The organism is Cytobacillus sp. BC1816 (genome assembly GCF_051353635.1).
Classification (GTDB): Bacteria; Bacillota; Bacilli; order Bacillales; family Cytobacillaceae; genus Cytobacillus; species Cytobacillus oceanisediminis_C.
Window position 1 is genome coordinate 2303956 of record NZ_CP195611.1, and the last position, 18225, is coordinate 2322180.

Annotated in this window: 20 protein-coding genes; 14 read left to right on the top strand and 6 right to left on the bottom strand. The window is 40.8% G+C overall.

The features are described 5' to 3' along the window. Window positions 1-23: 23 nt before the first annotated feature. Window positions 24-1481: a catalase KatA gene (gene katA, locus ACR42H_RS11835; RefSeq protein ID WP_113880785.1), complete on the bottom strand. Its 1458-nt coding sequence runs from the start codon at window positions 1479-1481 to the stop codon at window positions 24-26. Window positions 1482-1772: 291 nt separating this feature from the next. Further along, on the bottom strand, window positions 1773-3008 hold the full coding sequence (gene arcA / locus ACR42H_RS11840; RefSeq protein WP_436376337.1) for an arginine deiminase: 1236 nt from the start codon (window positions 3006-3008) through the stop codon (window positions 1773-1775). 349 nt (window positions 3009-3357) lie between these two features. Here arcA and ACR42H_RS11845 point away from each other — a divergent pair, with 349 nt between their 5' ends. Together ACR42H_RS11845 and ACR42H_RS11850 are read left to right on the top strand one after the other, a co-directional pair. Further along, entirely contained in the window at window positions 3358-4548 is a 1191-nt protein-coding gene (locus ACR42H_RS11845) for a glycine C-acetyltransferase (RefSeq protein ID WP_436376338.1), read from the top strand. 56 nt (window positions 4549-4604) lie between these two features. Further along, complete coding sequence (locus ACR42H_RS11850; protein ID WP_113880788.1) at window positions 4605-5549, top strand: L-threonine 3-dehydrogenase; 945 nt, start codon at window positions 4605-4607, stop codon at window positions 5547-5549. Between the two features lie 33 nt (window positions 5550-5582). Here the strand turns inward: ACR42H_RS11850 and ACR42H_RS11855 are convergent, their stop codons facing one another. Then, window positions 5583-6326, bottom strand: a complete 744-nt coding sequence (locus ACR42H_RS11855; protein WP_436376340.1) for an arylamine N-acetyltransferase family protein — start codon at window positions 6324-6326, stop codon at window positions 5583-5585. 132 nt (window positions 6327-6458) lie between these two features. Here ACR42H_RS11855 and ACR42H_RS11860 point away from each other — a divergent pair, with 132 nt between their 5' ends. Next, on the top strand, window positions 6459-6692 hold the full coding sequence (locus ACR42H_RS11860) for an Rdx family protein (protein ID WP_347876530.1): 234 nt from the start codon (window positions 6459-6461) through the stop codon (window positions 6690-6692). 246 nt (window positions 6693-6938) lie between these two features. On the opposite strand, the gene ACR42H_RS11865 is transcribed toward ACR42H_RS11860, so the two are convergent. Further along, window positions 6939-7340 (bottom strand): Hsp20/alpha crystallin family protein, encoded by a 402-nt coding sequence (locus tag ACR42H_RS11865; protein ID WP_113880791.1) that lies wholly within the window; start codon window positions 7338-7340, stop codon window positions 6939-6941. Window positions 7341-7433: 93 nt separating this feature from the next. Here ACR42H_RS11865 and selA point away from each other — a divergent pair, with 93 nt between their 5' ends. Then, window positions 7434-8837 (top strand): L-seryl-tRNA(Sec) selenium transferase, encoded by a 1404-nt coding sequence (gene selA / locus ACR42H_RS11870; RefSeq protein WP_436376343.1) that lies wholly within the window; start codon window positions 7434-7436, stop codon window positions 8835-8837. A 45-nt stretch (window positions 8838-8882) separates the two neighbouring features. Here selA and ACR42H_RS11875 read toward each other — a convergent pair whose 3' ends face one another. Then, window positions 8883-9029, bottom strand: a complete 147-nt coding sequence (locus ACR42H_RS11875) for a small acid-soluble spore protein P (protein ID WP_009334725.1) — start codon at window positions 9027-9029, stop codon at window positions 8883-8885. Between the two features lie 262 nt (window positions 9030-9291). Here ACR42H_RS11875 and ACR42H_RS11880 point away from each other — a divergent pair, with 262 nt between their 5' ends. After that, window positions 9292-9549, top strand: a complete 258-nt coding sequence (locus tag ACR42H_RS11880; protein WP_009334724.1) for a hypothetical protein — start codon at window positions 9292-9294, stop codon at window positions 9547-9549. Window positions 9550-9695: 146 nt separating this feature from the next. On the opposite strand, the gene sspO is transcribed toward ACR42H_RS11880, so the two are convergent. Next, on the bottom strand, window positions 9696-9845 hold the full coding sequence (gene sspO / locus ACR42H_RS11885) for a small acid-soluble spore protein O (protein ID WP_436376345.1): 150 nt from the start codon (window positions 9843-9845) through the stop codon (window positions 9696-9698). A gap of 353 nt (window positions 9846-10198) precedes the next feature. Here sspO and acnA point away from each other — a divergent pair, with 353 nt between their 5' ends. From acnA to ACR42H_RS11930, 9 genes are all read left to right on the top strand, one after another. Continuing rightward, the gene (gene acnA / locus ACR42H_RS11890) at window positions 10199-12907 is read left to right on the top strand and encodes an aconitate hydratase AcnA (protein ID WP_436376347.1); all 2709 of its coding nucleotides are present in this window, start codon (window positions 10199-10201) and stop codon (window positions 12905-12907) included. Between the two features lie 101 nt (window positions 12908-13008). Then, entirely contained in the window at window positions 13009-13425 is a 417-nt protein-coding gene (locus tag ACR42H_RS11895) for a hypothetical protein (protein ID WP_436376349.1), read from the top strand. 54 nt (window positions 13426-13479) lie between these two features. Then, on the top strand, window positions 13480-14001 hold the full coding sequence (locus ACR42H_RS11900; RefSeq protein WP_436376351.1) for a redoxin domain-containing protein: 522 nt from the start codon (window positions 13480-13482) through the stop codon (window positions 13999-14001). Window positions 14002-14236: 235 nt separating this feature from the next. After that, window positions 14237-14368 carry an FbpB family small basic protein gene (locus ACR42H_RS11905; protein ID WP_026041570.1) on the top strand — a complete coding sequence of 44 codons (132 nt, stop codon included), beginning with the start codon at window positions 14237-14239 and terminating at the stop codon, window positions 14366-14368. Between the two features lie 62 nt (window positions 14369-14430). Next, window positions 14431-14574: an acid-soluble spore protein N gene (locus ACR42H_RS11910; protein ID WP_009334718.1), complete on the top strand. Its 144-nt coding sequence runs from the start codon at window positions 14431-14433 to the stop codon at window positions 14572-14574. Window positions 14575-14725: 151 nt separating this feature from the next. After that, window positions 14726-14974 (top strand): small acid-soluble spore protein Tlp, encoded by a 249-nt coding sequence (gene tlp, locus ACR42H_RS11915; RefSeq protein ID WP_113880798.1) that lies wholly within the window; start codon window positions 14726-14728, stop codon window positions 14972-14974. A 136-nt stretch (window positions 14975-15110) separates the two neighbouring features. Continuing rightward, on the top strand, window positions 15111-17423 hold the full coding sequence (locus ACR42H_RS11920) for an AAA family ATPase (protein ID WP_436376353.1): 2313 nt from the start codon (window positions 15111-15113) through the stop codon (window positions 17421-17423). Between the two features lie 2 nt (window positions 17424-17425). Next, complete coding sequence (locus tag ACR42H_RS11925) at window positions 17426-17863, top strand: acyl-CoA thioesterase (RefSeq protein WP_436376354.1); 438 nt, start codon at window positions 17426-17428, stop codon at window positions 17861-17863. Between the two features lie 33 nt (window positions 17864-17896). Next, the gene (locus ACR42H_RS11930) at window positions 17897-18196 is read left to right on the top strand and encodes a hypothetical protein (RefSeq protein ID WP_436376356.1); all 300 of its coding nucleotides are present in this window, start codon (window positions 17897-17899) and stop codon (window positions 18194-18196) included. Window positions 18197-18225 lie beyond the last annotated feature (29 nt).

Sequence of the window (18225 nt, forward strand, 5' to 3'; positions counted from 1 at the left end):
CACCTTTCGCTATTTCTATTGGTTCACTTAACTCCCTGTGGAACTGCCAGGCCAAGACCTTTAGCAATACGTGTACCATAATCAGGATCCGCTTTAAAGAAATGGTGAATCTGGCGATGCTTAATTTCTTCTTTTTTTACAGGCTTCATGGCAGCAACAATGTTTGCCGTAAGACGGGAGCGTTCCTCTTCACTCATTAAGCGGTATAGATCACCGGCTTGTGTGTAATGATCGTTATGATCATAGGCAACACTTTCGGCTAAACCGGAAACAGGGTATGCAGCCTGCTTGTGCTCCGGTGCCTCAGCAGGTCCTCCAAAGCTGTTCGGCTCGTAATAAACAGAACCTCCGCCATTGTTGTCGAAGCGCATCTGACCGTCACGCTGATAGTTTTGGACTTCGTTCTTAGGGCGGTTGATTGGCAGCATCTGATGGTTCGCACCTACGCGGTAGCGATGTGCATCATGGTAGGCGAACAGACGTCCCTGGAGCATTTTGTCAGGTGAAACATCAATCCCCGGCACGAGCGTTCCAGGAGAGAAAGTAGCCTGCTCAACTTCAGCAAAGTAGTTTTCAGGGTTTTTATTCAGTACCATGCGTCCTACTTCAATTAATGGATAGTCTTTCTGTGACCATACCTTTGTTACATCGAATGGATCGAAGCGGTAAGTATTCGCATCTTCCAGCGGCATGATTTGCACGCATAGTTTCCATGATGGGAAATCGCCATTTTCAATTGCATTAAATAAATCCTCTGTATGGTAATCAGGGTTTTCTCCAGCCATTTTCGCTGCAGCGTCCACGCTAAGATTTTTAATGCCCTGTTCAGTTTTAAAGTGATACTTAACCCAGACACCTTCACCTTGTTCATTTACCCATTTAAATGTATGGCTGCCGAATCCATGCATATGTCTAAGGGTTGCAGGTATGCCGCGGTCTGACATTAAGATGGTTACCTGGTGCAGCGATTCAGGGGATAAGGACCAGAAGTCCCAAACTGCTGTCGGATTTTTTAAATGTGTCTTTGGATCACGCTTTTGTGTATGAATGAAGTCAGGGAATTTAATTGCATCCCGGATAAAGAATACAGGCGTATTGTTCCCTACAAGGTCGTAGTTGCCTTCTTCTGTATAAAACTTAACCGCAAAGCCGCGTGGGTCGCGTACAGTATCAGCTGAGCCCAATTCACCCGCAACAGTTGAAAAGCGGACGAATAAAGGCGTTCTTTTGCCTACTTCAGAAAGAAATGCGGCTTTTGTATATTTAGTGAGGTCATTTGTAACTTCAAAATAGCCATGTGCACCGGCACCTTTTGCATGAACAACACGCTCAGGCACACGTTCTCTGTTAAAATGGGCGAGTTTTTCCAGCAAGTGTACATCCTGTATTAATGTTGGCCCTCTTGAGCCGGCAGTCATTGAATTTTGGTTGTCGCCAACTGGGGCGCCCCAGCTTGTCGTAAGATTATTCTTTTTTGTCATTCTATAATCACCTCATAATAGTTTAATAACTTGCTTATATTTGTAATGATAACACTTCTCAAAGTAAAATCAATACTTTTTTATAATTATTATAAATAAATATAAATTATTAAGAAAAACATTCTACAAAAAGAGCAGGCGAATGCTTGTTTGAAAAGGACATTAGTATATTTATATTTCCGATTTTTTCTAAAAGAACTTGTTTTTTTGATGGAGGGAAGGAGAAGGAGGGATCTCTGGAATAAAATAGTACTCATAAAAAATCGGACGGTTCCGGAACCGCCCGAATTACTAGTTAATATTTTCTCTTATTATCGGCATGCTCATGCATCTTGGGCCACCCCGTCCTCTTGAGAGTTCTGAGCTGAGAATTTCAATAACCTCTACCCCATTTTGACGGAGGATGTCGTTTGAGACATAATTCCGGTCATAAGTTACAACTACACCGGGAGCAATTGCGAGTGTATTCGATCCATCATTCCATTGTTCGCGTGCCGATGCAATTGGGCAGCCTCCTCCACAAGGGATTAACACTAATTCATCAAGATAAAGAACTTCTTTTAATGTTTCTTTCAAAGAGTTTTTCTCTGTAATTTTAAGAAGATCGGAATTCTCATCCTGTTCCAGTATGTAAATCTTCATACTGCCGTCTCTATCTTCAATAGCAGGATGGTACGTGAATTTATCGTAATCAATCATCGTAAATACAGTATCCAGGTGCATGAATGCCCGGATTTTGGGGATTTCAACTGCCACAACTTTTCTAATGGATTTCTGGCGGGTGAATAGTTCCCTTGCAAGTTTTTCTATCCCTTGTGCAGAAGTTCTTGCGCTGACGCCAATGGCGACCACTTCATCGCTCAATATCAGTTCATCTCCGCCTTCCAGTGAGTAGAGATCATCACGTTTAAAGTAAGCAGGGATTTCATGTTTATTAAAACGGGGATGTTGATTCATGATGTAGTCCATAAAAATGGACTCCCGTCTCCTTGCAGGTTCATGCATTCGATTAATGGTAATGCCTTCACCTATAACCGCAGCAGGATCCCGGGTAAAATAAAGGTTGGGCATTGGGTCCAGATAAAAAGGATAATGATCCGGCATCAGTTCATGAAGATGAATTTTCTTATCCTGATCAATATCCGATTTTACGACACCTGACATCACTTTCTTTACCAGCTCATCAGGCGGAAGAGATAAGAGATAGTCTTTTACTGTTTCGTAGGAACCATTTATATTCGATTGACTTTCCCATAAGACTTTTTCAATAAAAGAGATTCTAGTCTCGTCTTGCTGTATGGCTTCTGTCATCAATTTATCGAGATATAAGACCTCAATTCCCCGATTGCTTAGTATATTGGCGAAATAATCATGTTCTTTTTGAATGGCGGGCAAAAAGGGAATATCATCGAATAAAAGTCTTTTCAAATATTGAGGTGTGAGATTTTCAATTTCCTTACCCGGCCTATGCAGAAGGACCGTCTTTAATTCTCCTATTTCCGAAGTTACATTTAGCGGATGTTTCATATTAAATACCTCCAAAGGCTTAATGCCTGACCTATTGTTCTATGTTTGATTGGTTCCCTGTGTTTTCATAGAGTAAACAGATCATTTGTGTGCATGTTTATTCAACAGAGCTAAAATGTTCCGGGTAAATTTTTTTGAAATTAAAAGGGCAAACTACCTATCAGGCAGTATTAAAGAAACTGATAGAAAATCTGTCCTTCATAAGTGTACAAATTGAAAAAATGTGTTAAAGTATAAATTGAAAAACCTTTACATAGCTTTATTTGTTTAATGAAATAATGTCCGCTCTGAAAATACAGTTGTGTATGAGTTGACGACATTCAATAAAAATGTACTGGGGGATACTGAGATGACCAGCAAAATTTTAGATGCTTTTTTACAGGAAAACCTGGAGGATTTAAAGGATAGAGGACTTTACAACGTAATCGACCCTCTTGAAAGCCCAAATGGCCCTATAATCAAAATCAATGGAAGAGAACTAATCAATCTTTCATCCAATAACTATTTAGGTTTGGCAACTGATGAAAGACTTAAAAAATCCGCCTTCGAAGCAATTGAGAAATATGGGGTTGGAGCAGGTGCTGTCCGCACTATAAATGGAACGCTTGAACTTCACACAAAACTTGAAGAAAAGCTTGCTGAGTTCAAACATACAGAAGCAGCCATCGCATACCAGTCTGGTTTTAATTGTAACATGGCAGCTATTTCAGCTGTTATGGATAAAAATGATGCCATTCTGTCTGATGAATTAAACCATGCGTCCATTATTGATGGATGCCGTCTCTCGAAAGCTAAGATTATTCGCGTAAATCATTCTGATATGGAAGATTTACGGGCAAAAGCGAAGGAAGCAAAAGAATCTGGACAGTACAACAAAATCATGGTCATTACTGACGGCGTTTTCTCAATGGATGGGGACATCGCAAAGCTTCCTGAGATCGTGGAGATCGCCGAAGAATTCGATCTGATCACATATGTGGATGATGCACATGGTTCAGGAGTACTTGGAAAAGGAGCAGGGACTGTTAAACACTTCGGCCTTTCCGATAAAATCGATTTCCAGATCGGAACACTTTCTAAGGCAATAGGTGTTGTTGGTGGATATGTGGCCGGCAAAAAGGACTTGATTGATTGGCTGAAAGTCCGCAGCAGACCATTCCTTTTTTCAACATCATTAACACCTGCTGATGTAGCAGCAAGCACGAAAGCCATTGAGCTGCTGATGGAAAGCACAGAGCTGAATGAAAAATTATGGGAAAATGCCAATTACCTCAAGGATGGCCTGGAAAAATTAGGATTTGATATTGGCTACAGTGAAACACCAATTACTCCTTGTATTGTTGGAGATGAAGTAAAAACACAGGAATTCAGCAAAAAACTCAATGAAGAAGGCGTTTATGCGAAATCAATCGTCTTCCCGACTGTCCCGAGGGGAACGGGACGTGTAAGAAATATGCCTTCTGCAGCACATACGAAAGAAATGCTGGATCAGGCTATTGCCATTTATGAAAAAGTCGGCAAAGAAATGGGAATTATTTAAGTTTGATTATTTAAAGAAAAATCTATAAGGCAAAGAGGAAATGTTGGAGGAATAAGATGAAACGAATTATGATTACTGGAGCTTTAGGTCAAATCGGCTCTGAACTAACCTTGAAATTAAGAGAAATCTATGGAACAGATAATGTTATTGCAACAGACATCAGAAAAAATGAGTCTGAAGCTGCCCATTCAGGACCGTTTGAAATGGTTGATGTTACTGATGCAAAATCAATGCTGGATACAGCCAAAAAATATAATGTGGATACAGTTATCCATATGGCAGCCCTGTTATCAGCAACAGCTGAAGCCAACCCCGTGTTTGCATGGAATTTAAATATGGGAGGGCTTATGAATGCACTTGAAACGGCTAGAGAGTGCAGCGCACAATTCTTTACGCCAAGCTCCATTGGCGCATTTGGTCCGTCTACGCCAAAAGACAACACTCCGCAGGATACCATTCACCGCCCAACTACTATGTATGGCGTGAACAAGGTTGCTGGCGAATTACTGTCTGATTACTACTATTACAAGTTTGGTGTTGATACTAGAGGCTTGAGATTCCCAGGTTTAATCTCTTACGTTACTCCTCCCGGGGGCGGAACGACTGATTACGCTGTTGAGATCTACTATGAAGCGATTAAAAATGGCCGCTATACTTCTTATATCGACCAGGGCACATATATGGATATGATGTATATGCCGGATGCATTAAATGCCATCGTTGATTTAATGGAAGCCGATGCAGATAAACTCATTCACCGCAACTCCTTCAATGTAACTGCAATGAGTTTTGAACCTGAACAGATTGCGGCAGAGATCAGAAAGCATATTCCCGGGTTTGAAATTTCCTATGAGGTTGATCCTGTGCGCCAGGCGATTGCCGACAGCTGGCCGAATTCGATTGATGCAAGAGCAGCAAAAGAAGAGTGGGGATTCAAAGCAGACTTCGATTTAGCCAAGATGACTGCTGATATGCTTGATAAACTAAGAACAAAATTATGATAAAGCAAAAGGGACGCCGTATGGCTGTCCCTTTTATAGTTTTATTTTGAATTGCTCGCAGAGAAATTCCTTTTTTTCCTCTTCGGTTAGTTCATATTTTTCTTTTGTGCCTTCTTCAGACTTAGTGACAGTCAATCCTGAGAGTGTAACACGGCCGTTCTTTGTCGCGATAGTGGCCAGGTCGCCATGTGTAAAATGGGATTCAGGAGAAGTCTGATTGAACAAACATGCATCATAAAAGTCATCCAGCTGCTTTCGCTTATCAGAAAAACGGTAAAGAATTCTCCATTCACCATCCTCAAGTCTTTGAAGATCATATATTCCTTTACCCGACTCTCTTATCCTGTAAGATCCGCTTACATCTGTTTTTTCCTCACCTGTTAAAGGCAAAGGCTGCCTGACGGAATCACCAAATCCTACATCCACCAAATAAGGAATTTGATTTAAAAAAACCAGTATGGCTGCATGTGAATCTTCTCTGACCCATCCATCCGGCTTTTTGACGGTGCAGGAAATTAAGTGGGATTGAAATCCCAGTTCTGACAGCAGGTGTTGAAAAAGACCGTTTAATTCATAGCAAAAGCCTCCCCGGCTTCTCTCAAGAATTTTTTCAGAAAACGCATCTGTGTCCAGCTGAATGGGAATTTTTCTTGTTACATCCAAGTTCTCAAAAGGGATTTTGTGCATATGGCTGCTCTGGAGTTCTTTCAGATATTCAAGATCCAGATTACGTTCAGCCGATACTTCAATCCGTTTTAAGTATTTCTGTGCATCCATAAGATCACTCCATGAATTTTTTTCTTTTTTAGCGATTAAGAAGGAAAAACAAATCAATTTGCAGTAATGAAATAGTTATACTAAAATGTCATTATATTTACATTTTAGCAAATTACACACGGGGGTTTAAACATGGCATATGAAGTAACTGTTGAATTTTGCATGATGTGAAACTACGCACCAAAAGCCGCGAGTTTCGCGGAAGAACTTTTTACACATTTTCGCTCTGAGATTTCAAAAATGGAACTGGTTCCAAGTAAAGGCGGAGCTTTTGAAGTGACAGTAAATGGAGAAAAGCTTTATTCTAAGCTCGATACTGGCATTTTTCCTAAAACCAAAGAAATTATTGAAAAGATGCAGGGATAAACTGCCAAACCTTCTCCCTAGGGAGGAGGTTTTTTACTGATCCATATCAATTTTATCGCAGTCTAACGGGCAGTAAGACTCCCGCTTTTTTAAGACTCAGAGGAATCAAAGGAGGATAATCGGGGGTCAAACTGCCCGTAAAGGCCCGATTGGTTCAACTAACAATCAGCGGGTGATAGAACCCCACTGATTGAAGTTTCACTTTATGTAAACAAAGGGCAAAAAGGCTACCTCTATCTCAGTTTTTCAACTGATGCTGATATCTCTATCGCATCCTGGCCCAGCTTCATTTTTATTTATAAAAATCTCTAATATCTCATTGGAAAAATCTGCACTTACCTTGTTTTTAATAACTGAAAAAGGCAGCTTTACCTTCCGCATACATGGCTGGCCGCAGCGAATTGGGTCAGTTTCATCTATTTTAACCGCTTTAATGATCACAGTGTTTTCTTTTAAGGAAACGGTTACATCTTTTGAAACGCATCCTGTTAAAAGCGCCTCAACGATAATTTCCGCTTCCGTATCATATAAGTCGATGCGAAAAGTAATTTGATCCAAATACGATGAAAGCGGGTCCAGGTAATAATCCTCCATCCATTTTTCCAATTCATCCAAATTAAACGGATGGAAATCTTCCTTTTTGTTCAATTTCAAAACCCCCTTGTTTCAATCTATAGTATTCATTTCATGCAAAATAGTGAAAAATGATATAATAATCAGGCAAGTGCTGGAGGGATCTTTATGAAAAGTACAGTCAGAAATATTTTACCGGTTCATGAACTGCAAAAAGACCGGCGTTTTACTTATTTAATGAAACAGTATGGACTTGACTTTATACATACAACGAATATTTTAAAAGAGGTTATTTCTGAAATCAGGAATAACATTCTTGGCGGGAATTGGACGGGTGAGGAGCCAGGTACGGAAAAGTTTACGGAAGCTATATTTAAAAAAGCCGAAGAGGCAATCACTGTTCGGTATGGATATACACTAAAAAGGGTTATCAATGCCACTGGCACTATTCTTCACACTAATCTTGGCAGGGCACGTTTAAGCAAATCAGCAGCCGAACATATGCTTGAAATTGCCATGAACTATTCCAATTTGGAATATAACTTGGGTGAAGGAGCAAGGGGATCCAGGCATAGTCACCTGGAAAGCCTGGTCAAAGAGCTGACAGGAGCAGAAGCAGCGATGGCAGTTAACAATAATGCTGCTGCCGTTTATATCATCCTAAAAGCTCTTGCTGAAGAAAAAGAAGTAATAGTTTCCCGCGGTCAGCTTGTTGAAATCGGAGGCTCCTTCAGGGTATCAAGCATAATGGAAGAGAGCGGTGCGAAGCTTGTTGAAGTAGGAACAACGAATAAAACCCACTTAGAAGATTATAAACAAGTGGTCAATGAAGATACAGCCATGATTATGAAGGTACATACGAGTAATTTTAAAATAATTGGTTTCACCAAAGAAGTTAGAACTGACGAACTTGCCCAGTTATCCAAAGAAAAAAACATCATATTCTATGAAGATTTGGGCAGCGGTGCACTGTTTGATTTTAAAAGCAAAGGAATCGGAAATGAGCCAGCCGTAAGCGATGTGATAAAAATGGGGGCAGATATCGTTTCTTTTAGCGGGGACAAGCTTTTAGGCGGTCCGCAGGCAGGGATTATTGCCGGGAGAAAGGACTTAATCGAGAAACTAAAAAAACACCAGCTTGCCCGGGTTCTTCGAGTTGATAAAATGACAATTGCAGCGCTCGAAGGCACGCTTATTGATTACTTAAAAGGGGAGGCGGGGCTTAATAATATTCCGGTAGTCCATGATGTATTGACGACCAGTGGTGAACTCGAAACGAGAACAGCACAATTTCTTCACAGACTAAAAGCAGCAGCGAAGGATTATGAATGCTCTATGAGAGAAAGCACAGGGCAAGTTGGGGGAGGCACAATGCCCGATGTTGAACTGCCATCCTGGATTGCCGTTTTAAAGCACCGGCGTTATTCAGCGGAACATATTGGCCGCCAGTTAAGGATTGATTGTACTCCTTCCATAATAGTGAGGATACATAAAGAAGAAATATTGATTGATCTGCGGGCGGTAACTGCAAATGAAGAGGACATCATAATAAAAGCATTAACTGCTATTTAATTCTAGCAGCTGCCTGATTTAAAGGCAGCTGCTTTTGATTAAACACTACATATCATGGTGGGAATTATGTTTTTGTCTGGTATGGTTACGGTTTTTCACTTTCTTTGAGCCGCTTAATGGTTCAGGCTGTCCATCGTTATTATGCCCTTTGGGTGCATTTTTTCGCATGTCTTTGCCGTTGTTTTTATTCATTTGATGCCCTCCTCATAATATAGAATGCTGACTTCCGCTCCAGGCAGCGGCCATACTGTGCTGCCGTCTTAAAGCTCTGGGTAAATAAGATAGAAGGTGGAACTCACCATCATCTCATGTGTTAGTGTGGCTCTTTTTCATGGGAAATTGCCTTGCAAATTGTGGCTGAAATTCAAGATTTCCACCTGAGTGATTTCGCGGAATATTTTATGGTTCTATTGCGCAATTTAATGGTACAAATTTTATTAGGAGTGAAAAAAGCATGCCATATCATAAAGATAAACAGCAGGCATTTCAGGCAGCACAGCAGGGAATGGAAGATGCACAGGAGCTTTATGCTGAAATTGTAAAAGATTCTGCCAGTTACGGCCATCAGCTTAAACATCTTAAGCAGGAGGTAAATGAAGCGTACGCTCAAATTGAGAATGCACTTGAGGTTGCATCCGATCATCAGCGGGCACAATTGGAGAGATTCCAGCAGGACTTGCGATCCATGGTTGATGATGTCAACCAATATTAGAATGTTATAAATATAAATACCTATAAACCCGGCTGCGACCAGCCGGGTAATTTACTGTAACAATATTGTGGATTTTCATAACTCTCTGGCGCAAGCAGCCTGCCTCCCCGAGTCGAAGGTGGGCAAGGCGCTTCCGTTTTTCTTATTTACTGATGCTTTTTTCTCTTTTTATTATTTTGCTTTTGCGCTTCTGTCAGGGGTTCATTGGCAAATTCCTCATTGTATCCGGTGCCCATGCCCTGCCCTGTTGCAGCATTCATACCCTCTATAATATGATTAGACTTTCTTTTAGCCATAGCGAATCACCTCCGTACTTGTATTTTTCCATGGATGATGTCAATTTATGTTGTTTTTTAGACATGAGATTCCTCTTTTTCGTTTTATCAGTATAATAACCAAGCAAGAACAGGTTTTATCTTCTAATTGAAAAACGCTATCAATTACGGCATTTAAAAGGCTAAATGAAGTAAATAAGAAATTATGATAAGAAAAACTTATCAAAAACAATAACTTTCTTGTTATTTACTTATATAACAGGTTGTATTAATATAGGAATTGTGAGAAAAGTAAGGATGGATGAAAATTCAAACTTTTCGACAATTACCTAACACTTGGTATATGATGTTTATTGAAAGAGGGGGTAATACATTTGGCAAAGAATGATGTGTTCAATTCCCGCAAATCCTTTGATCTGGACGGGAAGCGCTATCATTACTATCATTTAGGCGCTCTGGAAGAAGCTGGAGTAGGTAATGTTACCAAATTGCCTTATTCTATTAAGGTATTATTGGAATCAGTACTTCGTCAATATGACGGCCGTGTAATTACAAAAGAGCATGTTGAAAACCTGGCAAAATGGGGAACTTCTGAAGTAAAAGAAGTAGATGTTCCTTTCAAACCATCACGTGTAATTCTGCAGGACTTCACTGGAGTTCCGGCAGTGGTTGACCTGGCTTCATTGCGTAAGGCAATGGCTGACATGGGCGGGGACCCTGACAAAATCAATCCTGAGAAACCGGTTGATCTAGTTATTGACCACTCTGTACAGGTAGATAAGTATGGTACACCTGATTCTCTTGAAGCCAACATGGAGCTTGAATTCGAGCGCAATGCTGAGCGTTACCAGTTCTTGAGCTGGGCACAAAAAGCATTTGACAACTATCGTGCAGTTCCGCCTGCAACTGGTATTGTTCACCAGGTAAACCTTGAGTTCCTTGCGAATGTTGTTCATGCTCTTGAAACAACGGAAGGCGATTTCGAAACTTTCCCTGATACTCTTGTAGGTACTGATTCCCATACAACTATGATCAACGGTATCGGCGTTCTTGGATGGGGTGTAGGAGGTATTGAAGCTGAAGCAGGCATGCTGGGACAGCCTTCATATTTCCCTGTGCCTGAAGTTGTAGGGGTTAAGCTTACTGGCGAGCTTCCTAACGGAACAACTGCTACTGACCTTGCATTAAAGGTAACTCAAGTACTGCGCAGCCAGGGAGTGGTTGGCAAGTTTGTAGAATTCTTCGGCCCTGGGGTAACACAGCTTCCATTGGCTGACCGTGCTACAATTGCTAACATGGCACCAGAATACGGAGCTACTTGCGGATTCTTCCCAGTTGATGCGGAAGCCCTGGATTACATGCGCCTGACTGGACGTCCAGAAGAGCAAATCAAAATTGTAGAAAAATACTGCAAAGAAAATGGAATGTTCTTTGATCCATCTCTAGAGCCAGTATATACGAATGTAGTTGAAATCAATCTTTCCGAAATCGAAGCGAACCTTTCAGGTCCTAAACGTCCACAGGACTTAATTCCGCTTTCTGCTATGAAAAAGGAATTCAATGACGCTATTACAGCTCCTCAAGGCAACCAGGGCTTCGGCTTGGATAAGAAAGAAATCGACAAAGAAATCACTGTTGAATTTGCAAATGGCGATTCAACCAAGATGAAAACGGGTGCTGTTGCTATTGCGGCAATTACTAGCTGTACAAATACTTCAAACCCTTATGTTTTAGTTGGAGCAGGTTTAGTGGCGAAAAAAGCAGTTGAACTTGGAATGGAAGTTCCTAAGTTCGTAAAAACTTCTTTGGCTCCGGGATCTAAGGTTGTTACTGGATACCTGCGTGATTCAGGACTTCTTCCATACATGGAACAGCTTGGATTCAATCTTGTAGGTTATGGCTGTACAACATGTATTGGTAACTCCGGCCCATTAAGAGAAGAAATCGAAAAGGCTGTAGCTGAAAGCGATCTTCTTGTAACATCTGTTCTTTCCGGTAACCGTAACTTTGAAGGGCGTATCCATCCGCTTGTGAAAGCTAACTACCTGGCTTCTCCGCCATTAGTAGTCGCTTATGCACTGGCTGGTACGGTCGATATCGATCTTCAAAACGAGCCAATCGGAAAAGACAAGAATGGCAACGATGTCTTCTTTAGCGACATTTGGCCATCTACTGCTGAAGTTAATAAAGTGGTTAAGCAGACTGTTACACCTGAATTGTTCCGTAAAGAATATGAGCATGTATTTGATGATAATGCCCGCTGGAACCAAATCCAAACAAGCAATGAGCCGTTATATTCATTTGATGATAATTCAACATATATCCAGAATCCTCCGTTCTTTGAAGGCTTAACTCCTAATGCTGATGAAGTTAAACCTTTATCAGGATTGCGTGTTGTCGGCAAGTTCGGTGATTCTGTCACAACTGACCATATTTCTCCGGCAGGTGCGATCGGCAAAGATACACCAGCTGGAAAATACCTTCGCGAGAATGGCGTTGAACCACGCGACTTTAACTCTTATGGATCCCGCCGCGGTAACCATGAAGTGATGATGCGCGGTACATTTGCAAACATCCGTATCCGCAACCAGATCGCACCAGGCACAGAAGGCGGCTTCACAACTTACTGGCCAACTGGCGAAGTAACTTCCATCTATGATGCTTGCATGAAATACAAGGAAGATGGAACTGGATTAGTAGTTCTTGCCGGCAAAGACTATGGAATGGGATCTTCCCGTGACTGGGCTGCAAAAGGTACGAACTTGCTTGGTATTAAAACAGTTATTGCTGAAAGCTATGAGCGTATCCACCGCTCAAACCTTGTTCTAATGGGTGTTCTTCCTCTTCAGTTCAAGGCAGGCGAAAGTGCAGAAACTCTTGGCTTGTCAGGAAAAGAAACGATCGATGTTCAAATCGATGAAAATGTTAGACCGCGTGACTTTGTTAAGGTTACAGCTACAGATGAAAACGGGAATCAGACTACTTTTGAAGTTCTTGTACGTTTCGACTCTGAAGTTGAAATTGATTACTACCGTCACGGCGGAATCCTGCAAATGGTTCTTCGTGATAAATTGGCAAATTAATTTAAACTGCCGCTATGTGCTCGTTCACATAGCGGTTTTTTATTTACAAAATATACGGGCTTAGGTATCTTAAATGTATATTAACTTTGGAGGGGCTGAAATTGGGTGCTTTTTTGATTGGACCTTTATTAGTGAAGTATGAATGGCTTTTAGTCCTGCTCTCAGGTATAGTAGCTTATTTTACTATAGCAAATGCATTAAGAGACCACGGGGAATTTAAAAAAATCTTTCTGAATGTCATGATTAATTCAATGCTCATTGGCTTTTTTACTTTTAAGTTTAGTTCCATTCTCTTTCAAACAGAAAATATTCTAACCAGCCCTATAGGAATTTTATATTTCTCAGGTGGAAGGAAAGGAGCCATTTTAGGGACTATATTGGCATTTATCTATATAGTAATGGAAATTAAGAAATACAACTATCCGCTCAAAAAATGGATGTATGGAATTGTTTACGGATCTGTCACATTTATGCTGTCTTATTGGCTGTTCAGAACCTTATTAATTTTGCTTTTCTAGGTTAAAATACAATCAAGGAAGCAAATGGTTTTAATAGCCGGGAGGGAAAATAGCATGTTCAAAAGAATGTTTGCGGCTGCTGTGTTATTAATAATTACTACTGCAATAATTGTGGTGCAGGCAGTTGAAAAAGATGAAGTCGTGAGTCATCCTGTAAATCAAACTGGTTTAGGAATTGGCTTGAAAGCCCCAGATTTTGAATTGAAAAACCTTCAGGGCGAAACAGTAAAGCTCTCAGATTATAAAGGAAAGAAAGTCATGCTCAACTTTTGGGCAACTTGGTGTCCTCCTTGTAAAGCTGAAATGCCTGATATTCAAAAATTCTATAATCAAAAGGGAAATCAAGTGGCTATCTTAGCAGTGAACATCGATCCTCAATCTGATGTTGCCGGCTTTGCAGAAGAAATGCGCGTGAATTTTCCAATACTGCTCGATGAGGGTGAAAAAGCCTCTAATGCCTATCAAATAATAACGATTCCTACCACTTTTTTTATTGATGAAGAAGGAATTATACGGAATAAATACTTAAGTGTGATGTCCCTGGAGATTATGAATCAGTATATAGATGAAATGTAAAAAAACATCTGCAGAGAGCAGATGTTTTTTTTTAGGGGTTTAGGCCGCTGAAAAAAAAGGAAATTAAATTGGGAGAATAATTTTTCTGAATATTTTACAATTAACAGCGAACCTTATGTACTTTTTTCACGTATTCTGAGTATGTGCGGATTAAATTTTCAAAAAGTTGTAATAATTTAAAGAGTTTCTGGAGATAATGACTGTTACAATGGTATTAAAGGAAGGTGAAAGATTTATGAGAAAGCCTAGAAAACGCTCCTTTGCTGAATTAGTGTCAGAAAATAAACGCCAGCTGCTTAAAGATCAAGATGCAATGGAAAAAATCGAAGAACGCCTCGAGCTTAAACGTCTTAATAAGGCCGAATAGAATTACTTGCCAATCATGAAACCCTCTGCATTTGACCATACTTAAAATGAGGAGGGATATCAATGAGTAATCAAAAAAGACACCCTAATCATTTTGCTCCGAACCATATTGGTACACAATCACGCGGATTTGGCGGCAATAAAGGCAAAAAAATGCAGGACAAATCCGGACAGCATGCTCAAGTAATTCAAACTAAAGGCGAATAATTGTAAGTAACCTGCCATTCTTTTGGCAGGTTTTTGTTTTAAAAGGTCAGGCATACCTTCAGGCAAGCTGCCCACACATTTCCGCCAATATTTTTCTTGTTCTTTCACAAACTAAATTTGTACCATCACCTAATAAAGGGAGGAACAAACCATGGCACATAACAGACCAAATCCAGATGACCGCAGCGATAACGTCGAAAAGCTTCAATCCATGATCGTTCATACTATCGAGAATATGGACGAAGCTGAAGAATCAATGAAGTATGCAAATGCTGAGGATCTAGCAAGGATTGAAGCAAAAAATGAACGCCGCAGGGAAAGCCTGGCTTCATTCCGTTCAGAAATAAAGGACGAATATCAGGCACAGCAGAACGGCAATAACGGGAACAATAATTATTAACATCCTATAAAGACCTGATCCAATGTGATTAGGTCTTTTTCTGTTGGAAGATCATGATTAGAAGCGCATACTTATAGATAATTATAGAAATATGGTAAGATAAGTTGTGGAAACTAAGAAGAAGAAGTGATAATCGATGACACAGCAGAAAAGACAGGCAAAACCTGCAGAGGGTCAGGCTTATCATTGGAAAAATGAGCTTGATCAATACGGATACATACAAAATGAAGCAGAATTGCTTAATGTTATTAAAAACATCAATGAAAAGGCAGATCCCGTGCTGCTTTCGGAATTACTGACCATTGCCGCTATTTCCCGGTTAAGCAGGTATACTGATGATACTCTTGCCAGTGCATGGCTGCAGAAAGCTGTTGAACTGGACAGCGGCAATAGTATGGCGGCTGCCCAATTAGGAAAATCGGAGTGGAAAAATAAAAGCAATCTTCTTGAAACCCTGACCTTCCCGCCGATTCGGGAGACCGATAACAGGGCAGCAAAAAAAAAGACAGCTGAGCAATTTATAGAAATTTGCAGAAGCTTTATCAATAAATCAGATGATGAGTTAGAAGATCTGCAGAAAAAGCAGCATGCCTATGAGGATGTTGAATATAGGAAGCTGACTGAAATACTTGAAAAAGCTATTGAAGAAACAGCTTTTCTTTTAAAAGCATCTGAAGAATATGAGCAATCTATATCTGGTGTTTTTCATACTTCAACCTACTACACCGATATGAAAAAGCACTTGAATGCCATTAATAGATTGAAAAATGAATGGAAAGAGATATTTGATGCGGAGGAAGATGAGTCTGTTTTACCAAAAGATCCCCTGGATGAACTTAATGAAATGGTTGGCCTTCACTCGGTCAAAAGCAGAGTTCATGATTTTTACCGTTTTTTAAAATATCAAAACGAACGTAAGTCACTTGGTTTTCAAACGAAAGATGAACTCAGCCTCAATATGATTCTAACTGGCAATCCAGGTACAGGCAAAACAACTATCGCCCGGCTTTTGGCAAAGATTTATCATAGCCTGGGTGTATTGCCGCGGGAAGAAGTAATCGAAGCAGATCGGTCACAGCTGGTTGGCGGATTTGTCGGGCAAACAGAGGAAAATGTCAGGGCGGCTGTTGAAAAGGCAATCGGTGGAGTCCTGTTCATTGATGAGGCGTACAGCTTAAAGCGCGAGGGACAGACCGGCAGCGATTATGGACAAACAGCCATTGATACTCTTGTATCGCTAATGACCGGGACTGAATATGGTGGAAAGTTTGCGGTTATCATGGCCGGTTATCCAGAAGAGATGAGACAATTTCTGGACAGCAATCCTGGCCTTCGGAGCCGTTTCCCAGAGTCGAATTTTATTGCACTGCCTGATTATTCTAATAAGGAGCTTCTCCAGATTGCTGAAAAGCTGTCCGCGGATAATGATTATGTCCTGACAAAAGGAGCAATGCAGGAACTGGGCAAACGAATTGAAAAAGAGCGGGTTGATGATACGTTCGGAAATGCCAGGACTGTCAGAAACATTGTCCTTGATGCCATTTTTAGAAAAGGATCCCAAGCTGAAAAGAACGAAAACATCATGTCATATACACTCCTGGAGAAAGAAGATTTTGAAAGTGAAGAAGAAGAAAAGCTGATGAATCCACAAGAGCAGCTTGCCCAGTTAATCGGACTTGAAACAGTCAAAACAGAAGTTCATAACTTAGTGTCATTTGTAAAGATGCAGCAGCTGCGCCGTGAAAGAGGGCTGCCTGTAGTCCCTATCCAGCTGCATTCAGTATTTACCGGTAATCCGGGGACAGGGAAAACCACTGTAGCCAAGATTTATGCAGAATTGCTGAAGGAATGCGGTTTTCTTAAACGAGGACATTTGATGGTTGCGAGCCGTGCTGATTTTGTAGCTGGCTATGTAGGCCAAACCGCCATCAAAACAAAGAAAAAGATAAGAGAGGCGTTAGGCGGCGTCCTATTCATCGATGAGGCCTATTCACTACTTTCACAGACATCAGGAGATTTCGGAAAAGAAGTCATCGATACATTAGTGGATGAAATGACAAGACATAACGAAAATCTTGTCGTTGTTTTAGCGGGTTACCCAAATGAGATGGAGAAGCTAATGTCAAGCAATCCCGGGTTAAAGTCCCGATTTAAAAAGTTCTTTCATTTTAAGGATTATTCAACGGCAGAGCTTTTGGAAATTATCATTTCGTATGCTGGACAATATGAATATAAGCTTACGGAAGAAGCGGGGGACTACCTTAACCGCACCTTATCAAAGGTGGAAGTAAATGGGAATGGACGCTTTGCCGCCAACCTTGCGGATGAGGCAATTCAGGCACAGGCAATGAGAATTATATCAGCAAGTGAAGAGGATATTGAGCAGGTTAGCATTTTGGAAAAAGAAGATTTCGAAATCGCTTTAAATAAGATAAGCAAAGGGGAATAGGGATGCTCATTTCAACAAAAGAAATAGAAGTAAGATATGCAGAAACAGATCAAATGGGAGTCGTGTATCACGCCAATTATCTGGTATGGATGGAGCTTGGCCGGACACAGATCATAAAAGATCTGGGGTTCAGTTATGCTGAAATGGAGAAGGATGGCATCATTTCGCCTGTTCTGGATATCCTGGCTTCCTACAAAAAACCATTGCGCTATGGTCAAACCGCGACAATAAAAACCTGGATTGAAGAGTATGACGGGTTCCGCGTCAGCTATGGATATAAGATTTACAATGATGAAGGAGATCTTGCGGTAACAGGCTTGTCCAAGCATGTTTGTGTCAAAAAGGATAATTTCCGGCCGATTTCAATTAAAAAGAAATATCCTGATTGGCATGAAGCATACGAAGAAGCTAAAAAGCAGCCTGAGAGTGCTGTCAAATAATTTTGCTTACTGCTTAAAGGATGGAGAAAATATATGGCATTCGGTCTTCGCAGAAAAGATCTTCAAGAATGGAAGATGAAAATAGATCGTGGAGAAATTGCTTTTTTAACCCATTATTGGATAGATGATCGCTTCCCGGGCTGTAAAACAGTCACAAAGGTCGGGTGTTCGGATCTGAAGAAATTGATAGAATGGGGAGAAGCACATGGCCTGAAGCCTGAGTGGATTGACTATCGTAATGATGGGTACTCGCACTATGATTTGATTGGTGCCAGGCAGAAAGAAATCCTTCAAAAGGAGAAGCTCTGGGAGCAGCTGGAACGGCTGCTATAAGAAAAGCGGAAGGCGCCCGGAGCTGGACA

Bases quoted from the DNA above. Each gene is read 5' to 3' on its own strand.
- katA (WP_113880785.1), bottom strand. From the start codon at position 1,481: ATGACAAAAAAGAATAATCTTACGACAAGCTGGGGCGCCCCAGTTGGC.
- arcA (WP_436376337.1), bottom strand. From the start codon at position 3,008: ATGAAACATCCGCTAAATGTAACTTCGGAAATAGGAGAATTAAAGACG.
- ACR42H_RS11845 (WP_436376338.1), top strand. From the start codon at position 3,358: ATGACCAGCAAAATTTTAGATGCTTTTTTACAGGAAAACCTGGAGGAT.
- ACR42H_RS11850 (WP_113880788.1), top strand. From the start codon at position 4,605: ATGAAACGAATTATGATTACTGGAGCTTTAGGTCAAATCGGCTCTGAA.
- ACR42H_RS11855 (WP_436376340.1), bottom strand. From the start codon at position 6,326: ATGGATGCACAGAAATACTTAAAACGGATTGAAGTATCGGCTGAACGT.
- selA (WP_436376343.1), top strand. From the start codon at position 7,434: ATGAAAAGTACAGTCAGAAATATTTTACCGGTTCATGAACTGCAAAAA.
- ACR42H_RS11875 (WP_009334725.1), bottom strand. From the start codon at position 9,029: ATGAATAAAAACAACGGCAAAGACATGCGAAAAAATGCACCCAAAGGG.
- ACR42H_RS11880 (WP_009334724.1), top strand. From the start codon at position 9,292: ATGCCATATCATAAAGATAAACAGCAGGCATTTCAGGCAGCACAGCAG.
- sspO (WP_436376345.1), bottom strand. From the start codon at position 9,845: ATGGCTAAAAGAAAGTCTAATCATATTATAGAGGGTATGAATGCTGCA.
- ACR42H_RS11900 (WP_436376351.1), top strand. From the start codon at position 13,480: ATGTTCAAAAGAATGTTTGCGGCTGCTGTGTTATTAATAATTACTACT.
- ACR42H_RS11905 (WP_026041570.1), top strand. From the start codon at position 14,237: ATGAGAAAGCCTAGAAAACGCTCCTTTGCTGAATTAGTGTCAGAAAAT.
- ACR42H_RS11910 (WP_009334718.1), top strand. From the start codon at position 14,431: ATGAGTAATCAAAAAAGACACCCTAATCATTTTGCTCCGAACCATATT.
- tlp (WP_113880798.1), top strand. From the start codon at position 14,726: ATGGCACATAACAGACCAAATCCAGATGACCGCAGCGATAACGTCGAA.
- ACR42H_RS11920 (WP_436376353.1), top strand. From the start codon at position 15,111: ATGACACAGCAGAAAAGACAGGCAAAACCTGCAGAGGGTCAGGCTTAT.
- ACR42H_RS11925 (WP_436376354.1), top strand. From the start codon at position 17,426: ATGCTCATTTCAACAAAAGAAATAGAAGTAAGATATGCAGAAACAGAT.
- ACR42H_RS11930 (WP_436376356.1), top strand. From the start codon at position 17,897: ATGGCATTCGGTCTTCGCAGAAAAGATCTTCAAGAATGGAAGATGAAA.